General features: G+C 62.3%; 18 protein-coding genes and 1 pseudogene. 13 read left to right on the forward strand and 6 right to left on the reverse strand.

Annotation, left to right across the window (positions count from 1 at the left end; genetic code table 11):
• Genes leuC through ACZZZU_RS23525 form a run of 3 tightly spaced genes read left to right on the forward strand, consistent with a single transcriptional unit; the run spans nt 1 to nt 3,438 of the window.
• Nucleotides 1-1,425: a 3-isopropylmalate dehydratase large subunit gene (leuC, locus tag ACZZZU_RS23515; RefSeq protein ID WP_463551986.1), complete on the forward strand. Its 1,425-nt coding sequence runs from the start codon at nt 1-3 to the stop codon at nt 1,423-1,425.
• Nucleotide 1,426: 1 nt separating this feature from the next.
• Nucleotides 1,427-2,035 carry a 3-isopropylmalate dehydratase small subunit gene (gene leuD, locus ACZZZU_RS23520; RefSeq protein WP_463551987.1) on the forward strand — a complete coding sequence of 203 codons (609 nt, stop codon included), beginning with the start codon at nt 1,427-1,429 and terminating at the stop codon, nt 2,033-2,035.
• Nucleotides 2,036-2,064: 29 nt separating this feature from the next.
• Nucleotides 2,065-3,438 carry an MmgE/PrpD family protein gene (locus ACZZZU_RS23525; RefSeq protein ID WP_463551988.1) on the forward strand — a complete coding sequence of 458 codons (1,374 nt, stop codon included), beginning with the start codon at nt 2,065-2,067 and terminating at the stop codon, nt 3,436-3,438.
• Here the strand turns inward: ACZZZU_RS23525 and ACZZZU_RS23530 are convergent.
• Nucleotides 3,416-3,823 (reverse strand): hypothetical protein, encoded by a 408-nt coding sequence (locus tag ACZZZU_RS23530; RefSeq protein WP_463551989.1) that lies wholly within the window; start codon nt 3,821-3,823, stop codon nt 3,416-3,418. The two genes, ACZZZU_RS23525 and ACZZZU_RS23530, sit on opposite strands and share 23 nt — an antisense overlap.
• Before the next feature lie 72 nt (nt 3,824-3,895).
• On the opposite strand from ACZZZU_RS23530, the gene ACZZZU_RS23535 reads away from it, so the two are divergent.
• Nucleotides 3,896-4,255 carry a MerR family transcriptional regulator gene (locus tag ACZZZU_RS23535; RefSeq protein ID WP_463551990.1) on the forward strand — a complete coding sequence of 120 codons (360 nt, stop codon included), beginning with the start codon at nt 3,896-3,898 and terminating at the stop codon, nt 4,253-4,255.
• Nucleotides 4,256-4,405: 150 nt separating this feature from the next.
• Nucleotides 4,406-6,469: a hybrid sensor histidine kinase/response regulator gene (locus ACZZZU_RS23540; RefSeq protein WP_463551991.1), complete on the forward strand. Its 2,064-nt coding sequence runs from the start codon at nt 4,406-4,408 to the stop codon at nt 6,467-6,469.
• Here the strand turns inward: ACZZZU_RS23540 and ACZZZU_RS23545 are convergent.
• From ACZZZU_RS23545 to ACZZZU_RS23555, 3 genes are all read right to left on the reverse strand, one after another.
• Entirely contained in the window at nt 6,429-7,205 is a 777-nt protein-coding gene (locus ACZZZU_RS23545; protein ID WP_463551992.1) for an alpha/beta fold hydrolase, read from the reverse strand. The two genes, ACZZZU_RS23540 and ACZZZU_RS23545, sit on opposite strands and share 41 nt — an antisense overlap.
• A 116-nt stretch (nt 7,206-7,321) precedes the next feature.
• Nucleotides 7,322-10,453, reverse strand: coding sequence for an autotransporter family protein (locus ACZZZU_RS23550; protein WP_463551993.1), 3,132 nt, complete (start codon nt 10,451-10,453; stop codon nt 7,322-7,324).
• Nucleotides 10,454-10,647: 194 nt separating this feature from the next.
• The gene (locus ACZZZU_RS23555; protein ID WP_463551994.1) at nt 10,648-11,448 is read right to left on the reverse strand and encodes a DUF6630 family protein; all 801 of its coding nucleotides are present in this window, start codon (nt 11,446-11,448) and stop codon (nt 10,648-10,650) included.
• 135 nt (nt 11,449-11,583) lie between these two features.
• On the opposite strand from ACZZZU_RS23555, the pseudogene ACZZZU_RS23560 reads away from it, so the two are divergent.
• Together ACZZZU_RS23560 and ACZZZU_RS23565 are read left to right on the forward strand one after the other, a co-directional pair.
• Nucleotides 11,584-12,717, forward strand: a pseudogene (locus ACZZZU_RS23560) (HAMP domain-containing protein); the annotation flags it as partial.
• A gap of 15 nt (nt 12,718-12,732) precedes the next feature.
• Nucleotides 12,733-13,575, forward strand: coding sequence for a methyl-accepting chemotaxis protein (locus ACZZZU_RS23565; RefSeq protein ID WP_463384722.1), 843 nt, complete (start codon nt 12,733-12,735; stop codon nt 13,573-13,575).
• Nucleotides 13,576-13,875: 300 nt separating this feature from the next.
• Here the strand turns inward: ACZZZU_RS23565 and ACZZZU_RS23570 are convergent, their stop codons facing one another.
• Entirely contained in the window at nt 13,876-14,682 is an 807-nt protein-coding gene (locus tag ACZZZU_RS23570) for a helix-turn-helix domain-containing protein (RefSeq protein ID WP_463551995.1), read from the reverse strand.
• A 161-nt stretch (nt 14,683-14,843) separates the two neighbouring features.
• Between ACZZZU_RS23570 and ACZZZU_RS23575 the strand changes: the two genes are divergently transcribed.
• Both ACZZZU_RS23575 and ACZZZU_RS23580 read left to right on the forward strand, forming a co-directional pair.
• Nucleotides 14,844-16,241, forward strand: a complete 1,398-nt coding sequence (locus tag ACZZZU_RS23575) for an NAD(P)/FAD-dependent oxidoreductase (protein WP_463551996.1) — start codon at nt 14,844-14,846, stop codon at nt 16,239-16,241.
• Nucleotides 16,242-16,267: 26 nt separating this feature from the next.
• On the forward strand, nt 16,268-16,633 hold the full coding sequence (locus ACZZZU_RS23580; RefSeq protein WP_463551997.1) for a cupin domain-containing protein: 366 nt from the start codon (nt 16,268-16,270) through the stop codon (nt 16,631-16,633).
• Nucleotides 16,634-16,685: 52 nt separating this feature from the next.
• Here the strand turns inward: ACZZZU_RS23580 and ACZZZU_RS23585 are convergent, their stop codons facing one another.
• Nucleotides 16,686-17,537, reverse strand: a complete 852-nt coding sequence (locus tag ACZZZU_RS23585) for a LysR substrate-binding domain-containing protein (RefSeq protein ID WP_463551998.1) — start codon at nt 17,535-17,537, stop codon at nt 16,686-16,688.
• Nucleotides 17,538-17,709: 172 nt separating this feature from the next.
• Here ACZZZU_RS23585 and ACZZZU_RS23590 point away from each other — a divergent pair, with 172 nt between their 5' ends.
• The 4 genes from ACZZZU_RS23590 (at nt 17,710) to ACZZZU_RS23605 (ending at nt 21,721) form a co-directional block, all read left to right on the forward strand.
• Complete coding sequence (locus ACZZZU_RS23590; protein WP_463551999.1) at nt 17,710-18,810, forward strand: ABC transporter ATP-binding protein; 1,101 nt, start codon at nt 17,710-17,712, stop codon at nt 18,808-18,810.
• 79 nt (nt 18,811-18,889) lie between these two features.
• Entirely contained in the window at nt 18,890-20,005 is a 1,116-nt protein-coding gene (locus ACZZZU_RS23595; RefSeq protein ID WP_463552000.1) for an ABC transporter substrate-binding protein, read from the forward strand.
• A 1-nt stretch (nt 20,006) separates the two neighbouring features.
• Nucleotides 20,007-20,870 (forward strand): ABC transporter permease, encoded by an 864-nt coding sequence (locus ACZZZU_RS23600; RefSeq protein WP_463552001.1) that lies wholly within the window; start codon nt 20,007-20,009, stop codon nt 20,868-20,870.
• Nucleotides 20,867-21,721 (forward strand): ABC transporter permease, encoded by an 855-nt coding sequence (locus tag ACZZZU_RS23605; RefSeq protein WP_463552002.1) that lies wholly within the window; start codon nt 20,867-20,869, stop codon nt 21,719-21,721. Before ACZZZU_RS23600 ends, ACZZZU_RS23605 begins: the two co-directional genes overlap by 4 nt.
• The last annotated feature ends 46 nt before the right edge of the window (nt 21,722-21,767 follow it).

The raw sequence follows: 21,767 nt of genomic DNA on the forward strand, positions 1-21,767 counted from the left end.
ATGACCACACGCCCGCGCACCCTCTACGAAAAACACATCGACAGCCACACCGTGTGCCGCCTCGACGACCACGGCCACGTACTGCTGTATATCGACCGCCAGGTGGCCAACGAGTACACCAGCCCGCAAGCCTTCAGCGGCTTGCGCGAGGCGGGGCGAGCCGTGTGGCGGCCCACGGCGACGCTCGGTGTGGTCGATCACGTGAACCCGACAGCGCCTGAACGCATCGCCACCATGCCGGATGCCGGCGGCGCGCGGCAGGTGTCGTACTTCGAAGAAAACTGCCGCGACTTCGGCCTGGAATTGTTCGACGTGCTCGACAAGCGTCAGGGCATTGAGCACGTAGTGGCGCCGGAGCAGGGCTTTATTCTGCCGGGCATGGTGGTGGCCGCAGGCGATAGCCACACCACCACGTACGGCGCGCTGGGCGCCTTTGGTTTCGGCATTGGCACCTCGGAAATCGAACACCTGCTCGCCACCCAGACGCTGGTCTATAAAAAGCAGCGCAGCATGCGCGTGACGGTGCAAGGCAAGCTGGGCGCCGGCGTTACCTCGAAAGACATCATCATGGCGCTGATCCAGCGTATCGGCGCTGCCGGCGCCACCGGTTTCGCCATCGAATTCTGCGGGCCGACCATTGCCGCGCTCAGCGTCGAGGCACGCATGACCATCTGCAACATGGCCGTCGAAGCCGGCGCCCGCGGCGCCTTTATGGCGCCGGATGACAAGGTGTTTGCCTACCTGCAAGACAAACCACGGGCGCCGCGCGGCGAGCTGTGGGAGCGCGCCCTGCTCACGTGGCGTGAGCTGTTCAGTGATGCCGGTGCGCAGTACGACGCAGAGGTGCTGCTTGACGCCAGTGCCTTGCAGCCCATGGTGACGTGGGGCACCAGCCCCGATCAGGCCGCCACCATTGGCGAGCACGTACCGGACCCGGCCCATGAACCGGACCTTATCCGCCGCCAGGATTTACAGCGTGCCCTGCGCTACATGGGCCTGGAAGCCGGGCAGCCATTGGCGCAAATAGCCATCAGTCACGCCTTTATCGGCTCGTGCACCAACGCCCGCATCGAAGACCTGCGCGATGCGGCGCGCGTGGTGCGTGGGCGCCGTGTCGCCAGCCATGTGCGGGCGATGATCGTGCCGGGCTCGACGCTGGTGCGCGATCAGGCCGAAGCCGAAGGGCTGGCCCAGGTGTTTCGCGACGCTGGCTTCGAGTGGCGCCAGTCCGGCTGCTCCATGTGCCTGGCGATGAACGATGACGTACTCGCCCCTGGCGACCGCTGCGCGTCGAGTACCAACCGTAATTTCGAGGGCCGTCAGGGTGCCGGCGCGCGTACCCATTTGATGAGCCCGGCGATGGTGGCTGCGGCTGCCATTTGCGGGCACCTCATCGACGTTCGTTCGCTTATTGCCGAGGCCTGATATGCAACCGTTCACCATCGTCAGCGGCATTGCCGCGCCGCTGCTTGCGGCCAATATCGACACGGACGTGATCATGCCCAAGCAGTTTCTCAAAGGCATCGACCGCAACGGCCTGGATCGCGGTTTGTTCTTCGACCTGCGCTTTCTTCCAAACGGCCAGTCGAACCCGGAATTCGTGCTTAACCGGGCACCGTGGAATCGGGCCAGCTTTCTTGTGGTCGGGCCTAATTTTGGCTGCGGCTCCAGCCGCGAGCATGCGGTGTGGGGCCTCAAACAGCTGGGGTTTCGCGCGCTGATCGGCAGCCGTTTTGCCGGCATTTTTTTCGATAACTGCCAGCGCAATGGCGTGCTGCTGATTGAACTCAATGAGGGTGAAGTGCAGCGCATCGGCGCAGCCGTCAGCAAGCCCGAGGGTGCACACCTCAGCGTGGATCTGGCCCATCAGCAGATTCAGCTGAGCGACGGCTCCTGTGTCGCATTCGACATCGATCCCCTGCGCAAAGAGGCGCTGCTGCTGGGCCTGGATGCCATCGGCAGCACCCTGCAACGCACTGCGCAAATACGTGAGTTCGAAGCCGCGCACCTGAGCGCCAATCCGTGGCTGGCCTGAACGCCTTCGCCGATGAAAAGGAGACGTGTATGAACACCCCGACCCTGGCCCGGCGCCTGGCGCGTTATGCCTGTGAACTGCAAGCAGATGAGCTGCCCGAGCCGGTACTGGCCTGCGTGCGCCAACGGGTTCTGGACAGTCTGGCCTGCGCCCTTGGGGCCTATGACGCCGGCCCGGTCAAGGCTGCGATAGCCCTCGCAGCGCAAACGCCGCAAGCATCTTCCAGCGTGTTCGGTACGGCACTGAAAACCACGCCGGAGCTGGCGGCTTTTGCCAACGGCACCATGGTGCGTTTTCTCGATTACAACGACGGCTACATGGGCCGCGAACCGGGCCACCCCAGCGACAACATTCCCGCCTGCCTGGCCCTGGCAGAAGCGCAGGGCGCCAGCGGTCGCGAGCTGATGGCGGCCATTGTGGTGGCCTACGAAATACAGATGCGCCTGCAGGATGCCGCCAGCCTCAACAAACGCGGCTGGGACCATGTGAATTACATCAACGTGGCCATGGCTGCTGCGGCGTCACGGCTGCTGAAACTCGACGAGACGCGTACCGAGCAGGCGATCAATATTGCCCTTAGCGGCCACCTGGCCATGCGTCAGGTACGCTCGGGTTCGCTATCTGACTGGAAGGGTTGTTCGGCCGCCAATGCCGCGCGCAATGCCATATTCGCCGCGAGCCTGGCGCGCCATGGCATGACCGGCCCGTCGCCGGTTTTTGAAGGCGACATGGGCGTGTTCAAACAGGTGACCGGCGAGTTCGAGCTGAATGTCGAGCACTTCGGCAATGCCGCCAACGGCCAGTTCGCGATACTCAAATCGCTGACTAAAACCTTTCCCACCAATGGCGAACTGCACACTGCCGTGTGGGCCGGCATTGACCTGCGCGCGCAGATTGCCGATGTAAATTCGATTGCCGCCATTCATATCGAAACCTCGGAATTCAACCGCCGCGTGCTGGCCGACTCGCCAGACAAGTGGCGACCGCAAACCCGCGAAACCGCCGACCACAGCTTGCCGTACAACGTGGCGCGGGCGTTGCTCGATGGGGACATCACACTGAATTCGTACTCACCGGAGCAGATCGCCGACCCGCGCGCCATCGCCCTGATGAGGTGCACCACGGTCAGCGAAGATGCGGCCCTGACGGCGCTGTTTCCGCAGTACCTGGCCAACCGGGTAACGGTGACGCTGGCTTGCGGCGAACAGCGCGTCAGCGAAATACTCAGCGGCCCCGGCTCGCTGGAAACGCCCATGAGCGATGCCGACTTCGAGCGCAAATTCCGCCGCATGGCAGACCTGCATATCGACGCCGCCGCCCAGGAGCGTGTGCTGGGGTTTGTCGCCAATCTGCATGAGCAGACCGACTACGCCCCGCTATTCAGCGCGATGGCGGCCGCCTGACCGGCAGCACCTGGGCAATACCAAACACCACCTCCATCACGGTAAAACCCAGCACCAGAAAGCTCGCGCCATGCACTACGGCAACCACCTGCCACACGGTAAACAGCAGCCGCGCCAATGCGTCGTACAGGCCGACGCTGCGGCTGGGGTTTCGCAGGCGCCACAGCGACCACACCACCACCACGCTGCCCAGCAGGTTGGCGAGCAGCATGGCGTCGCCAGCGAGCGTCGGGGTAGGGCGCGTGAGTGCGAGTGCCTGTGATAACGCCGCGAACACGTCAAACAGCCAGGTGGCTGTCCAGGGCGTTACAAACGCCAGCATCACGATCAGGTCGTAGCCGGCACTGGCGCGCACGACGTTCAGATTGTTCTTTACGCTAATCATGGCCTTCCCTCACAGTTCGAGCCCGCAGGCTAAAGCCTGGTCCTAGGTCCAGAGTCAATACGGGCACGTGCGATGAGAATTGGAGAAGTGGCAACCCGCACCGGGGTGTCGGTGGATGCGTTGCGATTTTATGAAGACAAAGGCCTGATCAAGCCGCAGCGCGCCGCCAACGGCTACCGCTTCTATCCCGAGCAAACGCTGGAGCTGGTGGGCTATATCAAGCTGGCGCAGCAGCTCGGTTTTTCCCTGAAAGAAATCGGCGAGAACCTGCCGCTGTTATGGAACAGCGAGTCGGCATCGGCGCAGCTGTTGGCCGACTTGTTCCGCGAGAAAATCGCCTTGCTTGATGAGCGCATCGCCCAAATGCACGCCTTGCGCAGTCTGCTGGCCGACCGCGCTGCCCAGGTTTGCCCGCTGCTCACGAAGGCGTGAACGCTTTAAGCGGTTGACTTCATTCGCGTTTCGACATGTGATCACAAAATTCCGTAACCTTTTCCAACGGCGACGGTCGGAGCCTCAACGCCTCCCGATTTATTCCTTTTTCCTGTGCCAGTAGTGGCAGCTTCAGGTGTGCAGTCGTCCATGAACATCTCTTCGTCTCATCCGCCAGCAACCATCGACGAGCCGGCATCGGCACTTGATCCGCTAGAGCGTTTGCAATTGGCCCTGGATGCGGGCGCGATTGTTGGAACGTGGGTGTGGGACATTCCCAACGACCAGATCAATGCCGATGAGCGCTTTGCCCGAACCTTTGGTATTCCTTTAGAACAGTGCGCCAGTGGCTTGTCGTTGGATCAGGCGTTTGCCTCGATCCACCCCCACGACAGTGCCCGCGTTGGAAGCACCATCACCGACGCCATGGCGCGTGGCGGGCCCTACCGGTGCGAATACCGCGTGATGCACAGCGACGGCTCGTACCGCTGGGTTGAAGCCAGCGGCCACGCCCAGTTGGATGCCCTTGGCAACGCCGTGCGCTTCCCCGGTGTGCTGATCGACATCGAACCGCGCCGCCGCGCTGAGGCAGAGCGCGATCGGGTGTCGAGCCTGCTGGAAGTGTTTGCCGCCGCCGTTCCCGGCGTGGTGTACGCCAAAGACCTCGACGGCCGCATGCTGGTGGCCAACCAGGGCACGACCGAACTGATCGGCAAGCCGCCGGCTTATTACCTGGGGAAAACCGACCTCGAGTTTCTCGAAGACAAAGAACAGGCCCGCCAGGTGATGGAGAACGACCGGCGGATTATGCGCAGCGGCAAAGCTGAGCAAATTGAAGAATATGTCGACATGCCGGACGGCTCTAAAACCGTGTGGCTGTCGGTCAAGGCGCCGTTGCTAAACGAGGCCGGTGAGGTGATCGGTTTGATCGGCTCGTCCATCGATGTCACCGCGCGCAAGAACGCCGAAGCCGCGCTTCAAGAACTTAACCGCACCCTGGAGCAGCGCGTCGCCGAAGCGGTGAGCGAACGGGAAATCGCCGAAGCCGCGTTGCGCCAGTCGCAAAAGATGGAAGCGGTGGGCCAGCTCACCGGCGGTATCGCCCATGACTTCAACAACCTGCTGGCCGGCATCAGCGGCAGTCTGGAACTGATGAAAATGCGCGTGGCCCAGGGCCGCGTCGCCGACATGGAGCGTTATATCGCCATCGCCCAGGGCGCCACCCAACGGGCCGCCGCCTTGACCCATCGCTTGCTGGCGTTCTCGCGCCGGCAAAACCTGGCGCCGGTTTCAACCGATGTGAACGGCTTGATTGGTGGCATGGAAGAACTGATCCGCCGCTCCGTGGGCCCCGAAATTGAGGTGAAGGTGCGCTTGGCTCCGGACTTGTGGGCGGCGCTGGTGGACCCGGCTCAGGTGGAAAACTCGCTGCTCAACCTGTGCCTCAACGCCCGCGACGCCATGCCGGATGGCGGCAGCATTGCCATCGAAACCCACAACTGCCTGCTCAAGTCGGGGCCGGAGCTGGACCCCGGTTTAGCCGAAGGCGAGTACCTGGCCATTTGCGTCAAAGACACCGGCGTGGGCATGCACGAAGACGTGCTGGCGCGCGCCTTCGAACCGTTTTTCACCACCAAGACCACCGGCGAAGGCTCCGGGCTTGGCTTGTCGATGATCTACGGTTTCGCCCAGCAATCGGGCGGGCAGATCCGGGTGGATTCAACGGTTGGGCAGGGCACCACCGTGCGCTTGTACCTGCCCCATCATGTCGGCGCGGCCGCTGTGCCTGAAGGGCCGTCGACGTTGCTCCAGGCCGGCCAGGTGGCGCCGGGCAAATCGATTCTGGTGGTTGAGGACGAATCCTCCATTCGCCTGCTGGTCACCGAATTGCTTACCGGTTTGGGCTACGACGTGATCGAAGCCACCGACAGCAACGCCGGCTTGAACCTGCTCAATTCCGATGCGCGCATCGACCTGTTGGTGACCGACGTCGGCCTGCCCGGCGCCGTTAATGGCCGGCAGATGGCAGACATGGCAAGACGCAACCGGCCGGGTTTGCCGGTGGTGTTTATGACCGGTTACGCCGAAAGTCACGTGCTGGAGCAGTGCCATTTGCAGGCCAACACCGAAGTGCTGACCAAGCCGTTTGCGCTGGAAACGCTGCTGTCGTGTGTTAAGGCGCTGGTGCGCGAAACGGTTGAGCGGGGCGCGTGAGTGCTGTTGTGGCCTGGCGAAACAACCCAGGCCAGGCCTGTTGCCAACAGCAGTGATGGTCGAACCCTGGCTCAACCTGCACGGACCCTGGGGCGATAGCAGCAGCGAATTGCTCGGTCAGTGCAGGCGGCACGATGGCGTCTTGCGCGCCCGTGAAGTGCACTTGCGCCAGGCTGCGCAAAGCGGCTGGGTTGTCCATCGGGTTTAACGATCCACGCAGCGGGCTGATGCGGTGAAAAGTCGTCCACGCGTTGTGGTCGATGTTGCCGGCTACGGTGATCCAACCGACAACATCCGTTCGCCGCTCGGCGAGGAGCGCGGTGACGGCTGCGCCTCCGGAATACCCCACCAACACCACGCCCTGCGTGCCGGCTTGCTTAATCAGCACGTCCAGCGCGTGGTTCATGCTGTCGATAATCGGCAGGGCGAAGCGCTGGTGGGTCCAGTAGCCCGAGGCGCAGCGAGTGTCTTGAACGTATTGGCAGGGACGACCCAGGTAGGCGGCATTGCCTTGCGGTTGCGCCAGGGCCAATTGCAACCCAATAGGTGTGACCGGCGTGGGGTCGCTGGAGGGCAGGGTGGCGGTCAACCACGCCAGGCCATCCCCTTCGATATACACCGTGAGGGGCTGGCCCTTTTGCAGGTTCGGCTTTACCCAGGCCATGACGTCGAGCTCGCCGGGAATGTGCGCGGCTTGCCAGTGCTGCGCAGCGGCCAGCGCTTGCGCGTTAGCCACGCGCGAATCGTGACTCGGCACGCTGGCGCAGGCACCGAGGGCTGACAGGCACAGCAGGGTGACAAGCCGAGCGAACCCACGCGCTATGAGCACCGTGGTGCGCTCGGCTCTGCCGACTAGAACAACCAACTCACCTTCACCGACGCGGTCTGGTTGTCGAAGTCTTCACGCACTTCGGCGTCGTAGCGCACGCTCAATTCAAGGGTGTCGGTCACCTGGCCGATTACGCCGAGCCCGCCACGGGTAATCCATGGGTTGGGATCAATACCGCGGGTGGAAAAGCTGGCCGACGGCGCGCCGGCATAGGCCGACGTAATGCTGGCCTGGTCGTTGATGAAGTCGTAGCCCACACCCAGATTGCCCACCACTTTGGTGCGGGTGGCCACTGCATACGCCAGCTTGCCGTCCACGCCGAGCACGAAGGCTTCGCTGCTGTTGCTGTCGACGTCGAGGTTAAGCGCGCCGGCGCCGTGTTCTTTGTAGGAGTCGGTGTTCAGGTAGGTGTAATCGGCGCGTACCGACGGGGTGAACACGGTGGCTTCGGACAACGGCAAGTCGTGGGCCAGTTCGGCGCCGAGGTGGCCGCTCCAGCTGTCGAAATCCGACTTGGCTTTACGGTCCAGGCCGCCGAAGTTGATGGTGCGTTCGCCGTCGGTTTTGTAGAAGCCGGCGTCGGCTTGCAGGTTGATGCTGGTGCGTTCGTCAAGGTCGTAGCCGCCGTAGAACACGGCGTTGTAGCCATCGACATCGGCGCTCTGGTGTGCGGCATTGCTGGTGACGTCGATGGTGGAGTAGGCGAATGCAGCGCCGAGGCGGGTTTTGTCTTTCTGGCCGTCCACACCCACGATCAAACCGTGGGAGCGGGCGTCGAAGCCGAACACACCGTCGTGGTCATCCTGGTTGGCCCATGAGCCGAACGGTTTCAGCCACACCACTTCATTGCCAAGAAAGCCGTCACCGGACGACAAGCCCGTGTCGCCTTCCTGACGCGAGCCGATCACGTTGTTGACGCCGTTGAGGCTGCTCAGAATCGCCTGCGAACCGGCTGCTGCGCTAAGCGGCACGGTTTGCGTGATGGCGTCGGACACTTCTTCGGCGCTGCCCAGGGAGCCCAGCGCGGTGATCACGGTTTGCATGTCGCCCGTGGCGCCATTGGCGATCAACTGGCTGAACACCGCCGCTGCGCCTTCGGCCGATTTGTTGTCGGTGCTGATGACCGCGTCATCGGCGGTATTGGCGGTGGCGCCAAGAATGCGCAGGTCGATGGCATTGCCACGTTGTTCGGCGCCGAGGTTAAACAAAAAGCTGTTGTCGATGACGGTCAGGGTGCTCGCCGTCAGGGTGCCGCCTGCGGTGATCACATCGGAGAACACCGTGCCGGCGGCAAGCACTGGCGAATTAACAACGTTCACATCGATGACGCCGCTGGCGCTGAGGTTGACGTTGCCGCTTGCCGCCAGCTTGCCGTAGCTGTTAGCGCTGGCCAGACCGATACGCAACACGCCGCCTGTGGCCTGCACGTAGTTGCCGGTGAGGCTGAGGGTATCGCCGGCGCCGATGGACAGCGTGCCGGCGTTGGTCAACGTGTTGCTGCTGATTTGCATGCCGCTGCGGGCATTCAGCTGGCTGCCAGCGCGGATATTGAGTTGATCCAGGCTGAGGAAGTCGCCTTGCGCGGTAAAGGTGTTGAGGTTAACGCCAGTGCCGATGTTGAGAATGCTGCCGGCCCCGCCCACCACGTTGCCCGTGACCGTGCCGCCACTCAGCAGGTCGAGCTGGTTGATGCCCAGCAACACGTCACCATTGAGCGCGCCGCTGTTGCTGACGACAAAGGCGCCGGCGCTGTTGGCCAGATCGAGCGCTTTGCTGGCGGTAATGGTGCCGCTGTTGCTGAGGGCGGTGAGGGTCGAACCGCTCGTCACGCTCACACCCACCAGGTTTGCGGTGATGTTGGCGTTGCTGTTGTTAACGATGTTGCGGATGCTCGAGGCGCCTTCAAGGCTGATCGCCACACCGGCATCGCTGCCGCCAATCGAGCCGCTGTTGATCACATCCTGAGTGATCGTTGCGTTATCGAGTCGTAGCGCCATAAGGCCGGCGTTGGCAAAGATGTTGCCGGTGTTGCGGACGTTGCCGTTTATGGTCGAGCCGATGACATGCAAACCGCTGCCGTTTTCGCCGCTGATAGCGCCGATATAGCCTTCGTTGAACACGTCGCCGTTGAGGGTCGCAGTGTTCTGAATCATCAGTGCATTTTGGCCTTGGCCGCTGAGCAATTCACCGCTGGCGCCGTTGTGAATGTCGCCGGTTACGGTTGAAACATTTACGTGCAATGCGTGGGTGAAATGCGAGGTGACCGTGCCGGTGTTTTCGATATTGCCGGCGTTCGCCGTGGCAAAAAGGAAGATGCTCTCCTGGAGCGTTTCGATGGTGCCAGAGTTCTTGATCGTGGCGACCGAAGCGTCGTTATCCAGGCGGATGGCCGAGACGTTCGAGAGAATCAGCCCGCGGTTTTCCAGGCTGCCGGTGATCGTCCCGCCCGATGCCCATAATCCGTAATCACCCATTAGGCTGCCAGTATTGGCGTTCAGGATGCCGCCAGCGCCGATCGAGGCGTTGTTTACATGAATACCTTCGGACGCATTGATGTGGCCCAGGTTTCGAATGCCGTCTTGCACCGTGGAGCCTTGAACACTAATGCCAATACCTTCGGCCGCAATGCCGCCGCCACCGCTGATCCAAGCGCCAGTGGAGTTCTGGATGGCCCCAGTGACCAAGCTTGTGGACACATCAATGGCATTGCCCTTGACTGCGGAAATGTCTTTGTTGTTGATAAGGCTACCCAACAACGTGCCGTTATCCAGGCTGATGGCTTGGGAACTGGCGGAATTACCGGTGGCGGCAATGGTTTTATTGTTGGTGATATCGCCGTTTACCGTGCCTTCTACCAGCAGCGCAGTACCGCTGGACTCGATGCGGCCATTGTTGAGCACTTGACCGCTGTTGCCGCCATTAACAATGACGAGCGCCGGGGTTGAAGCCGTGACGATCTCGCCGCTGCCGGTCACCTCGACGCTCTCGCCACTGCCCACCGTGCACGTGCTATCAACCGAAAGATTATCCACCAACAGTTGCCCGCCGCTGGGCGACGGACAAGCAACGGCCCATGCGCCGCTCGATGCGCTTAACGCGGCGGCAGTCATCAACAGAGCAAGGGATTTCTTGGGGAAAGCGAACGGAGTGGCCATAAACGTCCTTGAGAGGCGCAACTCCATTTAAGGATGCGCTAGAGGGAAAAGCTGGTCCTGTTCTGGCGTGGTCATGGCAAACCACACCGACCGCTTCCCTCCCTACAGGCTCGCGCTGACCGCAGAGTAGCGTAAATGTTCCGCTGTCTAATACGTTTTTTTCCGTGGCTTACCGCAGCGGCGTTCGGCCCGGCTTAAAACCTGTAAACAAGCTTCAGTTTGCCCATCAATTCCAGCGCATTCGCCAGCCCCAGGCCGTTCATGGGCAGGCAGGCGAAAGCCTGGTATTCGTCGAAATGGGTGCCGAGGGCCAGCAGTTTCAGGTCGTGAGCGTCGAGTTGCGCGTTGAAGTACTGGAGCAGAGCGCGTTCCCAGTCGTCGGCGCGGTTGATAGCGGCGATCTGTTTGCTATCCGGTGGGGTTATTTCGATGCCCAACTCGCGCAGCGGGGCGAGGGCGTTGACGGCGGCGATGCCGTAAGTCGCCCATTCTTTCCATTCGAATTCGGCCAACTGGTTGCTCTGGGCAAGCGCGGCGGCGAGCTGGCTCCAGGCCCAGTCCCAGGCGCCGGTTGCGGGCGGTAACTGTTGCACCAGCGCCTCGGCGCGGTCTTCGTCGAACAGGGTGAAGAACAGGTCGGCGAGGGTGTCGGCTGGGTCGAACGGTTCTGTTGGCGTCTCGGGGTCGAGGTCCTGGCTCAGGCGCTGCCACAGGGCGTCTAACTCCTCCCAGTCGTCCTCGTCCATGTCGTCGTCAATCACTTGCGCTTTGTGGCCGCGGTGGTAGTTGTCCAGCCGGGTCATCTGTACGCGCAGCGCGCCGTCGGCGATGTCGACGGCGTAGCTGCGGTTGTCCATGAAATTGGTCTGGAACACGATGCGGTCGGGGTAGATGTCGTGAACGATGCTTTCTTCGGCGTCGAAATACGCAGCGCCCTCGGTGTTGCCGTGGGCGGTGACGATGCGTTGAAAGGCGGACAGATCGACTGGATTCATGGCGTTAACGGGTCCGGAAGAGGGCGGCAATGGCTAAGACGTTCAAGGTAGCGCAACAGTTCGCGTGGCCCCATCAAGTAATTTGCGCCCATGCCGATAGCCGTAAACCCACCCAGCACTCGCGGAATTCGGCACATGCTAAAAACTATCCAGGCGCGTTACACGGCCACGCTCGTCCTCTTTGTTTTGTTGATCGGCGCACTCACAGCCGTGGGTATCAACCTATGGATCAAGCCGGACCTCACCACCATCGACCAGCGCCAGTTGGTCGATCAGGCCGCGCAGATTGGCGATGTGATCAAAACCGAACTGGCCCGTGTGCAGGCGCAGCAACGGGTGATCACCGAAACCGTGCCGCAGCTGGATAACGAAAGCATCGACCGCCTGCTGCCCAATCTGGTCAACCAGTACGGCGAAGCCAAAGTGTTCGGCGGCGGCATCTGGCCGCTGCCCAACAAGCGTGAAGAAGGGCGGGCCAAATACAGCACGTTCTACCACCGCGACAGCAGCGGCAAACTCATCGTCAACACCCACTGGAACTCGCCCGAGTCGCTCAATTACTTCGAGCAGCCGTGGTTCCTTGGCGGCTTGAAGGCACCGGCCGGCCAGTGCAACTGGGCCAACGCCTACCGCGACGACGCCAGCCCCGAGCCGCGCACCAACTGCGCCATGGCCATCAGCAAAAACGGCGCGGCGTTTGGTGTATCGACCATCGACGTGACGCTGGGCTTTTTCAACGACCTGGTGGCGCAGAAAGAGCGCGAGATTCAGGCGCTGATCATGATCGTCGAGAAAGACGGCAAGGTGCTTAGCAACCAGCCAGAGATCTCCGGCAACAACGTGCTGAAAAACGTCTCCGATCTGGCCCAGCAATACCCGTTTGCGGCGGCCGTGCAACGCGCGCTTCAAGGCACTTCCTCGAACGGCGTGAGCCAGAGCAACTACGAGGACACCAGCGGCGACGACTTCAGCCTGTTCCTGCAACCCATCGAAGGCACGCCGTGGTCGCTGGCCGTGGCGCAGAAAACCAGCCTGTTGACCGAGCAGAGCAGCAAAGTGCTGACCACCCTCGCGGCGCTGCAAATTCCGATGGTGATCGTGCTGCTGCTGGTCACCGTATTCGCCCTCAGCCAATTGATGAACCGCCTGAATGTGCTGCGCGCCAACATCGACAAACTCTCGGCCGGCGATGCCGACCTGACCCAGCGCATCGTCATTCGTGCCGAAGACGAAGTGGGCGCGGTGGGCCATTCGGTGAACCGCTTTATCGTCTATCTGCAGAAGATGGTGGGCGAGGTGTCGGAGTCGTCCTCGGTCATCGCCCAAGGCATTGAGCAGTTGCGCGGTCAATCGCGTGGCACCAACCAGATTCTGATTCGTCACGCTAGCGAGACCGATCAGGCTGTAACCGCCATCACCGAAATGAGCTCCACGGCGGATGAAGTGGCCCGCAGCGCGGCGCAGACTGCCGCCATGACGCAAACCGCCAACGAAAACGCCCGTCACTCGAAAGTGGTGGTGGACGATGCTTCGAACAGCGTGCGCGAGCTGATCAGCGAAGTGGAACTGGCGACTGCCAAGGTTCGCTCCATGGAGCAGGATGCCGAGCGCATCAACTCGGTACTGGGCGTAATCGGTGAAATTGCCGGGCAAACCAACCTGCTGGCGCTGAACGCCGCCATCGAAGCCGCCCGTGCCGGCGAGCAAGGGCGAGGCTTTGCCGTGGTAGCCGACGAAGTACGCGCCCTGGCTGGCCGTACGCAAACCAGCACCTCGGAAATCAACGAAATGCTCGCCCGCCTGCAACAAGGCGTGGGCGCTGCCGTGGTGGCGATGGAGAAAACCAAACAGAGCTGCCAGGCCACCGTCGACAAGACCTCGAAGGTGAACGAAGGCCTGGACGTAATGGCCGAGTCGGTGGTGCGCATCAACGACCTGAGCACCCAGATCGCCACGGCCGCCGAGGAGCAGAGCGCGGTGAGCGAGGAGATCAACCGCAACATGGTGGCTGTGCGGCATATCGTTGAAGAACTGGTGGCCGGTGGCACCGAAAGCGAGCGCAGCACGGCGGCGCTGGCGGCATCGAACGACAAGCTGATTGCCGTGGTAAGGCGCTTCAAGGTGTAACGCCCGACCCTCTCCCCCAGCCCCTCTCCCGCGAGCGGGCGAGGGGAGACCAGCGGGATCGCCTGACTCTCAAACGTCGCTATCCGTCCCCTCTCCGCGTGCGGGAGAGGGCTAGGGAGAGGGCAAGCAGCGCGCACGGCCTTTCCCTCACCCCCAGCCCCTCTCCCGCGAGCGGGCGAGGGGAGACCAGCGGGATCGCCTGACTCTCAAATGTCGCAATCCGTCCCCTCTCCCGCGTGCGGGAGAGGGCTAGGGTGAGGGCAAGCAGCGCGCACGACTAGCCTGCCATTCCCCCAACCGCTACAAACTCGCCAAATATTGCTTGGGCGTCATCCCTGTGCGTTCTTTGAAACAGCGGTAAAACGTCGACAGCGAGTTGAATCCCGCCGCATACGCCACCTCATCAACACGCGCCGTTGCGTTGTCGGCGTGCACCCGTTGCAGCACTTCATCCAGCCGCAATTGGTTGAGAAAGGCGTAAAAACTCTGCCCGCGCACCTGGTTGAGAAAAAACGAAATCTGGTTGCGCGTATAGCCGGTCGCCGCCGCCACCTGCGCCAGGTCCAGCAAGGGATTTAGGTACGGTTTGCTCTGGCGGAAATACTCTTGCAGGTCATTGGCCAGCGCGCCCACCTGCCGGGCCGACAAGCCCAGGCGACTGACCGGATCGGCGCCTTCACGAGCGGCCGGTTTGCTGGCCACGTTGCTGATCAGCACCGCGTATTCATTGACCTTGAAAATCAGCCCATCGCGCACCGACAGCGCCTCGATGGCGTTCAGCGACACCAACCCATCGCTGCCATTGAGCGTGACCTGGTACTGCAGAACCGCCGTGTCGCCATCGATGAGTAAGCGCTCGGTGTACCGCTGCAATTCCTGTGCGCCGACCGGCATGCTCGCGGCCAGGTAATCACGCAAATCGGCATGGCCCAGGCGGCGGTTTTGCAATTTGTCGTGGTAGTCGATGGCCGGGTCGTACAGCGCCATCAGGGCGTCCAGGTCGCGGTTCTGCCAGGCGCGGTGGTAGGCCAGAATCACCGCGTGCGTGGCCGCGCCAGCGGGGTCGGGTTGGAACACGGGAGTGGTGGGCAAATCCGGGACGTTCACTGCAAGCTCCAGCACACAAATTAAACCCGGCGCACCAGGCGCCCGGCACGCCAGAGCTCGAGTATTCCAGAACGGCCGCTTTTCCGCCCGTGCCCGCTGGGAAGCATGGTGGCCGGTCTTTGCTTTACAACGTGCACATCTTTTCGCGATGGAGCACAACCATGTCCGTCCTTTCTCCCCGCCAGGCGCTGGCTGAAGCCCGCCCACAGCCGTTTTGGCAAGACACCTGCCAGCGTGCCGCCATGGCACCGCCGCTTACGGCCGACATGCAGGCCGACCTGGTGATCGTCGGCGGCGGGTTTCTCGGTTTATGGTCGGCTTTGCTGGCCCTTGAACGTTGGCCGAACGCCAGCGTGGTGGTGATCGAAGCCGGCAGATGCGGCGCCGAGGCCAGTGGCCGCAACGGCGGCTTTTGCGCGCCGAGCATTTCCCACGGTGTGTCCAATGCCCTGCGCCGCTGGCCAAACGAAGCCGAACAACTGATTCGCATCGGCCGCGACAACCTCACGGCGTACGCCGAAGACGTGCAACGTTTTGGCCTCGAAGTGGAGTTCGAGCTGGCCGGCAAACTCAACGTCGCCAGCCAGCCGTGGCAAGTTGAAGGCTTGCGTTCGATGCAGCGCAATTACCAACGCTTTGGTGTGGCGTGTGAATTTCTTGAAGGCGATGCGCTGCGCGAAAAACTCAATTCGCCGGCCTATGTCGCCGGTGTGTTCGAGCCCAATTACGCCTTGATCAACCCAGCCAAAATGGTCGCCGAGTTACGGCGCGTTTGCCTGGCGCGCGGCGTGGCGCTGTTTGAGCACTCACCCGTGACGGGGCTGCACACCGACGGTCATCAGCAGCGCGTACTAACCCGGTTGGGCTCGGTGCGCGCCGGCAAAGTGGTGCTGGCCACCAATATCGCGCCGCCGTTGTTGGGCAAACTCAAATCCGCCGTGGTGCCGATTTACGATTATTCGCTGGTGACCGAACCGCTGAGCGACGTCCAACTGGCCGCCATCGGCTGGCGCGAGCGCTACGGCATTGCCGACAGCGGCAACCAATTCCACTACCTGCGCAAAACCGCCGACAACCGCATGCTGTGGGCCGGTTACGACGCCATCTACCACTTCGGTAGCCGCCGCGATGAGGTGCTTACCCAACGCCCGGAAAGCTTCGAGCGCCTGGCCGAGCAGTTCCAGGCCACCTTTCCGGCACTGGCGGATGTGAAGTTCACCCACGCCTGGGGCGGCATCATCGACACCTCGGCGCGCACCACTTTGTTCTGCGGCACCGCCGCCAACGGCCAGGTTGCGTACGCCCAGGGCTTTACCGGCCAGGGCGTGTCGGCCACACGCTTCGCCGCGCTGACGGTGCTGGACCTGCTTGAAGGCCTGCGCAATGAACGCACGCAGCTGGCCATGACCGCCACCGCACCATTTCCTTTTCCGCCCGAACCGTTGCGCTACGCCGGCATCCGCCTGGCCCAGCGCGCGCTGGCCCATGAAGACCGTACGGGCGAGCGCAGCCTGTTGCTCAAGGGCTTCGATGCCTTGGGCGTCGGCTTCGATTCCTGAATTTTTCTACCCCCACGGGAGCAACCATGACTACGCCTGCACCGCAACACGTTATCGACTTCGCCAACCCGCAGCTGGCGCCCGTCGAGTTCATCACCGACGATCCCAAAGCCGTCGACACGCCGTACACCGCGCGCAGTTGGCGGCACTTTGTGGAGCCGAGCAAGAAGGCCACCGGCGGCATCTGGGAAGCGCCGCCGCACCTGGAACGCTGTGAATGTGACTACGACGAACTGTGCCATTTGCTCGAAGGCCAGGTGCGCCTGACCGACAGCGCAGGCGTGAGCCAGCAGTTCTCAGCCGGCGATACCTTTGTGGTGGCGGCAGGGTTCAAAGGCACTTGGGAAAACCTCACCAAAGTGCGCAAGGTATTTATGATTTTGCGGGGATGAAGTCGCTCCCTAAATCGTTGGACCTGTGGGAGCGGCTTTAGCCGCGATGCTCTTAACCCACCCGCTCAATCAATTCCAGCTCACGCACCAACCAATCGGCAAACGCTTTGGCCAGGTCGTTGGCGCCGCGCGGCGGCATGATGATGAAGTACGGATGGGGCGCCGGAAATTCGATATCAAACAGGCGAATCAGCGTGCCTTGGGCCAGTTGTTCGCCGGCCAGAATATGGTCGCTGATGGTGATACCACCGCCGGCAATCGCCGCCGCAATGGTCAGCGAGGCATCGGGCAGGTAGATGTTCTGCCGGCCGCGCAAGCTGGGAATGCCGGCGGCGAGAAAGTAGCGGCTCCAGTCGTAGCCGTCGTCTTCGTGCAGCAATACCTGGCGCGCCAGGTCGCGGGGTTTGCGCAAAGGTTCACTGCCATTGAGCAGGCGCGGGCTGCACACCGGGAAGTACAGAATGTCGCCGAGGGCGGCAATGCGCTGGCCTTCCACTTCGCTGTCGCCGAAGGAAATCACCATGTCCACGTCCTGATTGGCCTGGTCAATGGAGAGCAAATGCAAAGACACCTCGGGGTAGTCGCGCAAAAAGCGCTCAAGCATGCCGGAGATGCGCGCCAGCAAGGCCGGTGCGCAGGCGATGCGCAAGTCGCCGGCCGGCGTGGCAGTGGGCAGGGCGGTGTGAATGTCGCGCAATTGCTCGAACGCGCCGTTCACCAGTTGGCTGAGTTTTCGTCCCGCCGAGGTCAGGTGCACGCCCTTGGCGTGGCGCTCGACCAGCGCCACTTGCAACTCTTCTTCAAGCTTCTTTATTTGATGGCTGACGGCGCTATGGGTGACGTGCAGCTCCAGCGCCGCCGCGCCCGTGCTGCCCTGGCGAACCAATGCCTCAAAAGCGCGCAAGGCTATGAGAGACGGCAGTCGGCGTGTCGCTTTTAGGGGCATTTTCTCGCGCTTTTGGTTAGTTAAATTCACATGAACGGTAGAAAACAAATCATTTGATGTCAATTTAATTTGCCCTGACGATAGGGTCACAAGAAGGCGCTTCGAGCGCCGCGAGCGAGAGGTAAGGTGCATGGCCGTTTCCCCTGAACATTTCGTCGACCTGCAACAGTTGGGTAAAACCTACGGCGAAACCCGCGCCCTGAGCGACCTGACGCTGCACATCAAGCGCGGCGAATTCCTCACCTTGCTCGGCCCCTCCGGTTCAGGAAAAAGCACCACGTTGATGATGCTCGCCGGCTTCGAGCAGCCGAGCGAAGGGCGCATTCTGTGCAACGGCCAGGACATCACCGGCCTGCCCGCCGACCAGCGCAATTTCGGCGTGGTATTCCAGGGCTACGCGCTGTTCCCGCACATGACCGTCGAGCAGAACATCGCCTACCCCTTGAAGGTGCGCAAAGTGCCCACCGCGCAGATCAACGAGCGCGTCGGCCGCATGCTTGAACGGGTAGGGCTGGCGGGCAAAGGCCAGCGTCAGATCAAACAGCTTTCCGGCGGCCAACAACAGCGCGTGGCCCTGGCTCGCGCTCTGGTTTTTGAGCCGCCCCTGTTGCTTCTGGATGAGCCGCTGTCGGCCCTCGATCGCCGCTTGCGCCAGGAGATGCAAGGCGAGCTGGCGCGCATGCATAAAGAGTTCGGCACCACCTTTGTATTCGTTACCCACGACCAGGAAGAAGCCCTGGCATTGTCCGACCGCGTGGCCGTGTTCAACCACGGGCGCCTGGAACAATTGGGTACGCCGCAAGAAGTGTATGAGCGCCCGGCGAGTCGCTTTGTCGCCAACTTTCTCGGCGACACCAACTTGCTCAAGGTCGGCAACGTCAGCCGCCGCGACGACATGCTGGTGTGCAGTTATCACGACCGCCCGCTGTGGGTGACCCAAGGCATTCAACAGCCGCTGCCGCCGGCCAGCAGCGACACCTGGTTGGCCATTCGCCCGGAACACGTGGAGCTGCAACCCTTCGCCCAGGCCGGTAACGGCAACGGCGTGGTGGCGCAGATGGAACACCTCACCTACCTCGGCACCCACGTGAATGTGGACTTGCGCACCGCCGATGCCCAAGCCATCGCGCTGCGCATTCCGGTCAGCCATCCGCTATTGAACAGCCTCGAACCGGGCCAGCCTTACTGGTGCGCGTGGTCGCGCCAACATGGGCACCTGATTTCCGCGTAACCGCACACCGCACAAAAACAGCTGCTTTCTAATAACAACAGTTCGATCACCTGCCGCCACTCTCGAAGGGGAACCTGGGATGAAAGACAAACAGCGCTTTATCGACGACGCCGTAGAAATTGCTAAGCAGCGCGTGGAGGCAGGCAGCCTCAGTCGCCGCAGCTTCAACCAGATGCTCATGGTGCTGGCGGCCGCAGCCGGCATGGGCCCGATGCGCCATGCGTTTGCCGGCGGCGGCTCGCTGGTGGTGGCCAACTGGGGCGGCGACGCGGTGCCGGCGTTCGAGAAAAGCTTTGGCGGTTTCAACGCCGACAGCGGCTTGAAGCTGATGATCGACGGCAGCGGCCCCACCGAAGGCGCGGTGAAAACCCAAGTGAACAGCGGCGCGGTGCGCTGGGATGTGTGCGACGGCGAAATGTATTCGTCGTATCGGCTGGGCAAAGAGGGCGTGCTGACGCCGCTGGATTACAGCGTGATCGACAAGTCACTGATCGGCTACGGCGACATCCACGAGTTCGGCCTGGCCAATTACACCTACAGCTACGTGATCGGTTTCGACGCGAAGAAATTCGGCAAGAACCCGCCCAAAAGCTGGGCCGATTTCTGGAACGTTAAGAAATTCCCCGGCAAGCGCACCTTGTACAAATGGATGAGCGCCAACCTCGAATGCGCCTTGCTTGCCGACGGCGTGCCGGCCGATCAGTTGTACCCGCTGGATGTTGACCGCGCCCTGCGCAAAATCGAGGAGCTGATGCCGCACGTGGTCACCCACTGGTCCACCGGCGCGGAGTCGCAGCAACTGCTGCGTGACGGCGAAGTGAGCATGGGCCAGATGTGGCACACCCGCGCCGAGCTGGTGAAGCAAGACACCGGCGGCGCCATCGACTGGACGTTCGATAACGCCATCGTCGCGCCGTCCGTGTGGTTCGTGCCCAAAGGCAACCCGGCCGGCGCCGCCAACGCCATGAAATTCATCGCCTACGCCTTGCGCCCGGAAGTGCAGGCGCGGCTGATGGAGGTCTACAACATGGGCCCGGTGGACGCCAAGGCGAACAGCCTGTTGTCGGCCGAATTGCAGCGCATCAACCCCACCGCACCGGCCAACTTGAGCAAGCAGGTATCCATGAACAACCTCTGGTACGCCGACCACTACAGCGAAACCCTCGACCGTTACCTGGCGCTGATTGGTGGTTGATATGCACGCCACAACCGCCCCCAAAAGCAGCCAGGGCACGCTGCGCATTTATGCGCTGCTGATACTGCCGTTGCCGCTGCTGATCGTGCTCGGCTACCTGCTGCCGACCCTCGGCGTGCTCGGCTGGAGCGTGAGCTTGCCGAAAGTCGGGTTGCAGAACTACGCCACCGTGCTCGACAGCGCGGCGATTCAGACGGTGATCTGGCGCACCTTCCGCATCTGTCTGCTGACCACGGTAATCAGCGTGGCGATTGCCTACCTGATCGCCTTCCGCTGGCGCTTCGCTTCGGCGCGGGGGCGGCTGCTGATCGAGCTGTTTGTGCTGCTGCCGTTCTGGTTGTCGATGCTGATTCGCGCCTTCGCCTGGCTGGTGCTGCTGCGCAACGATGGCCTGGTCAACCAGAGCCTGCTGACGCTCGGTCTGGTAGACGAACCGCTGGCGCTGGTGCGCAACGAACTGGGCGCGTTGATCGGCATGGTGCACTTCATGGTGCCGTACGCCGTGCTGCCGTTGTTGTCGTCGATGCGACAGGTGGACGACAGCCTGCTCAGGGCATCGAGCAGCCTGGGCGCCGGGCGCTGGCAGACGTTGCGCGACGTGTTCGTGCCGCTGACCGTGCCGGGCGTGGCGGCGGCGTCGGCCACGGTGTTTGTGTTCAGCCTCGGTTGCTTCGTCACCCCGGCACTGCTGGGCGGCGGCAAGGCGGCGATGCTGGCCGAAAGCATCTATATCCAGATGTTCCAACTCTCCAACTGGGGCCTCGGCGCGGCCTTGAGCATTGTGCTGATGGCGATGGTGGCGGTGTGCGCCGTGGTGTTCGGCAAGTTGGTGGGTTTTGCACGGTTTACGGGGAGAAGCGCATGAACAGCGGGCGCGTAATTAGCGGCGCAGCAACGCCGTTGCTGGCGGTTCCACGGGCGGTGAAACCGCGCCTCAACCTGGCGCGTGGGCTGTCGATTGTCGGCTTGCTACTGGCCGCGCTGTTCTTGCTGCTGCCGATTCTGGTGATTGTGCCGCTGTCATTTGGCGACCAGCGCTACCTGGCCTTTCCCGACGGCGCCTGGTCGCTGCGCCATTACCTGACGCTGCTCGACACCGCCTGGCTCAGCTCGATTCTGCAAAGCCTGGGCTTGGCGATTGCGGTGGGCGTGGTGAGCACGGTGCTGTCGTTTCTGTTCGCCACCGGCATCTGGCTGGAGCCGCGGTATCGCGTGCTGCTCAGCGCGGTGGTGCTGCTGCCGATGATCGTGCCGCAGGTGGTGTCGGCCATGTCGATCTACTACCTCGGCGCCAAGGTGAAGCAACTCGACTCGCTGATCGGCGTCGGCTACGGCCATTTATTGATGGCCCTGCCGTACTCGCTGATCGCCATGCTGGTGGCCTACAGCCGGCTCGACATCAGCCTGTACAAAGCCTCGCGCTCCCTCGGCGCCGGGCTGGGTACGACCATGCGCCATGTGCTGATGCCCAACGTGCGCGGTGGCCTGGCGGGCAGCTTCTTCATGGCGTTCATCATGTCGTGGGAAGAAGTGGTGGTGACCTTGTTCACCAGCGGCCTGCATGTGATCACCGTGCCCAAACGCATATGGGACGGCCTGCGCTACAACCTCGACCCCGCCATCGCCGCGCTGTCCACGGTCATGGTGGTAATCACCCTGGTGGTCTTGCTGGTGCGCCTGTACCGCCACGACCACACCGCCTCACCGGGTCGCTAGCCGGCCCGGGCTCCACGTCGAGCCATTCAGACAACCCAAACAAACG

Source organism: Pseudomonas sp. AC136 (assembly GCF_979258585.1).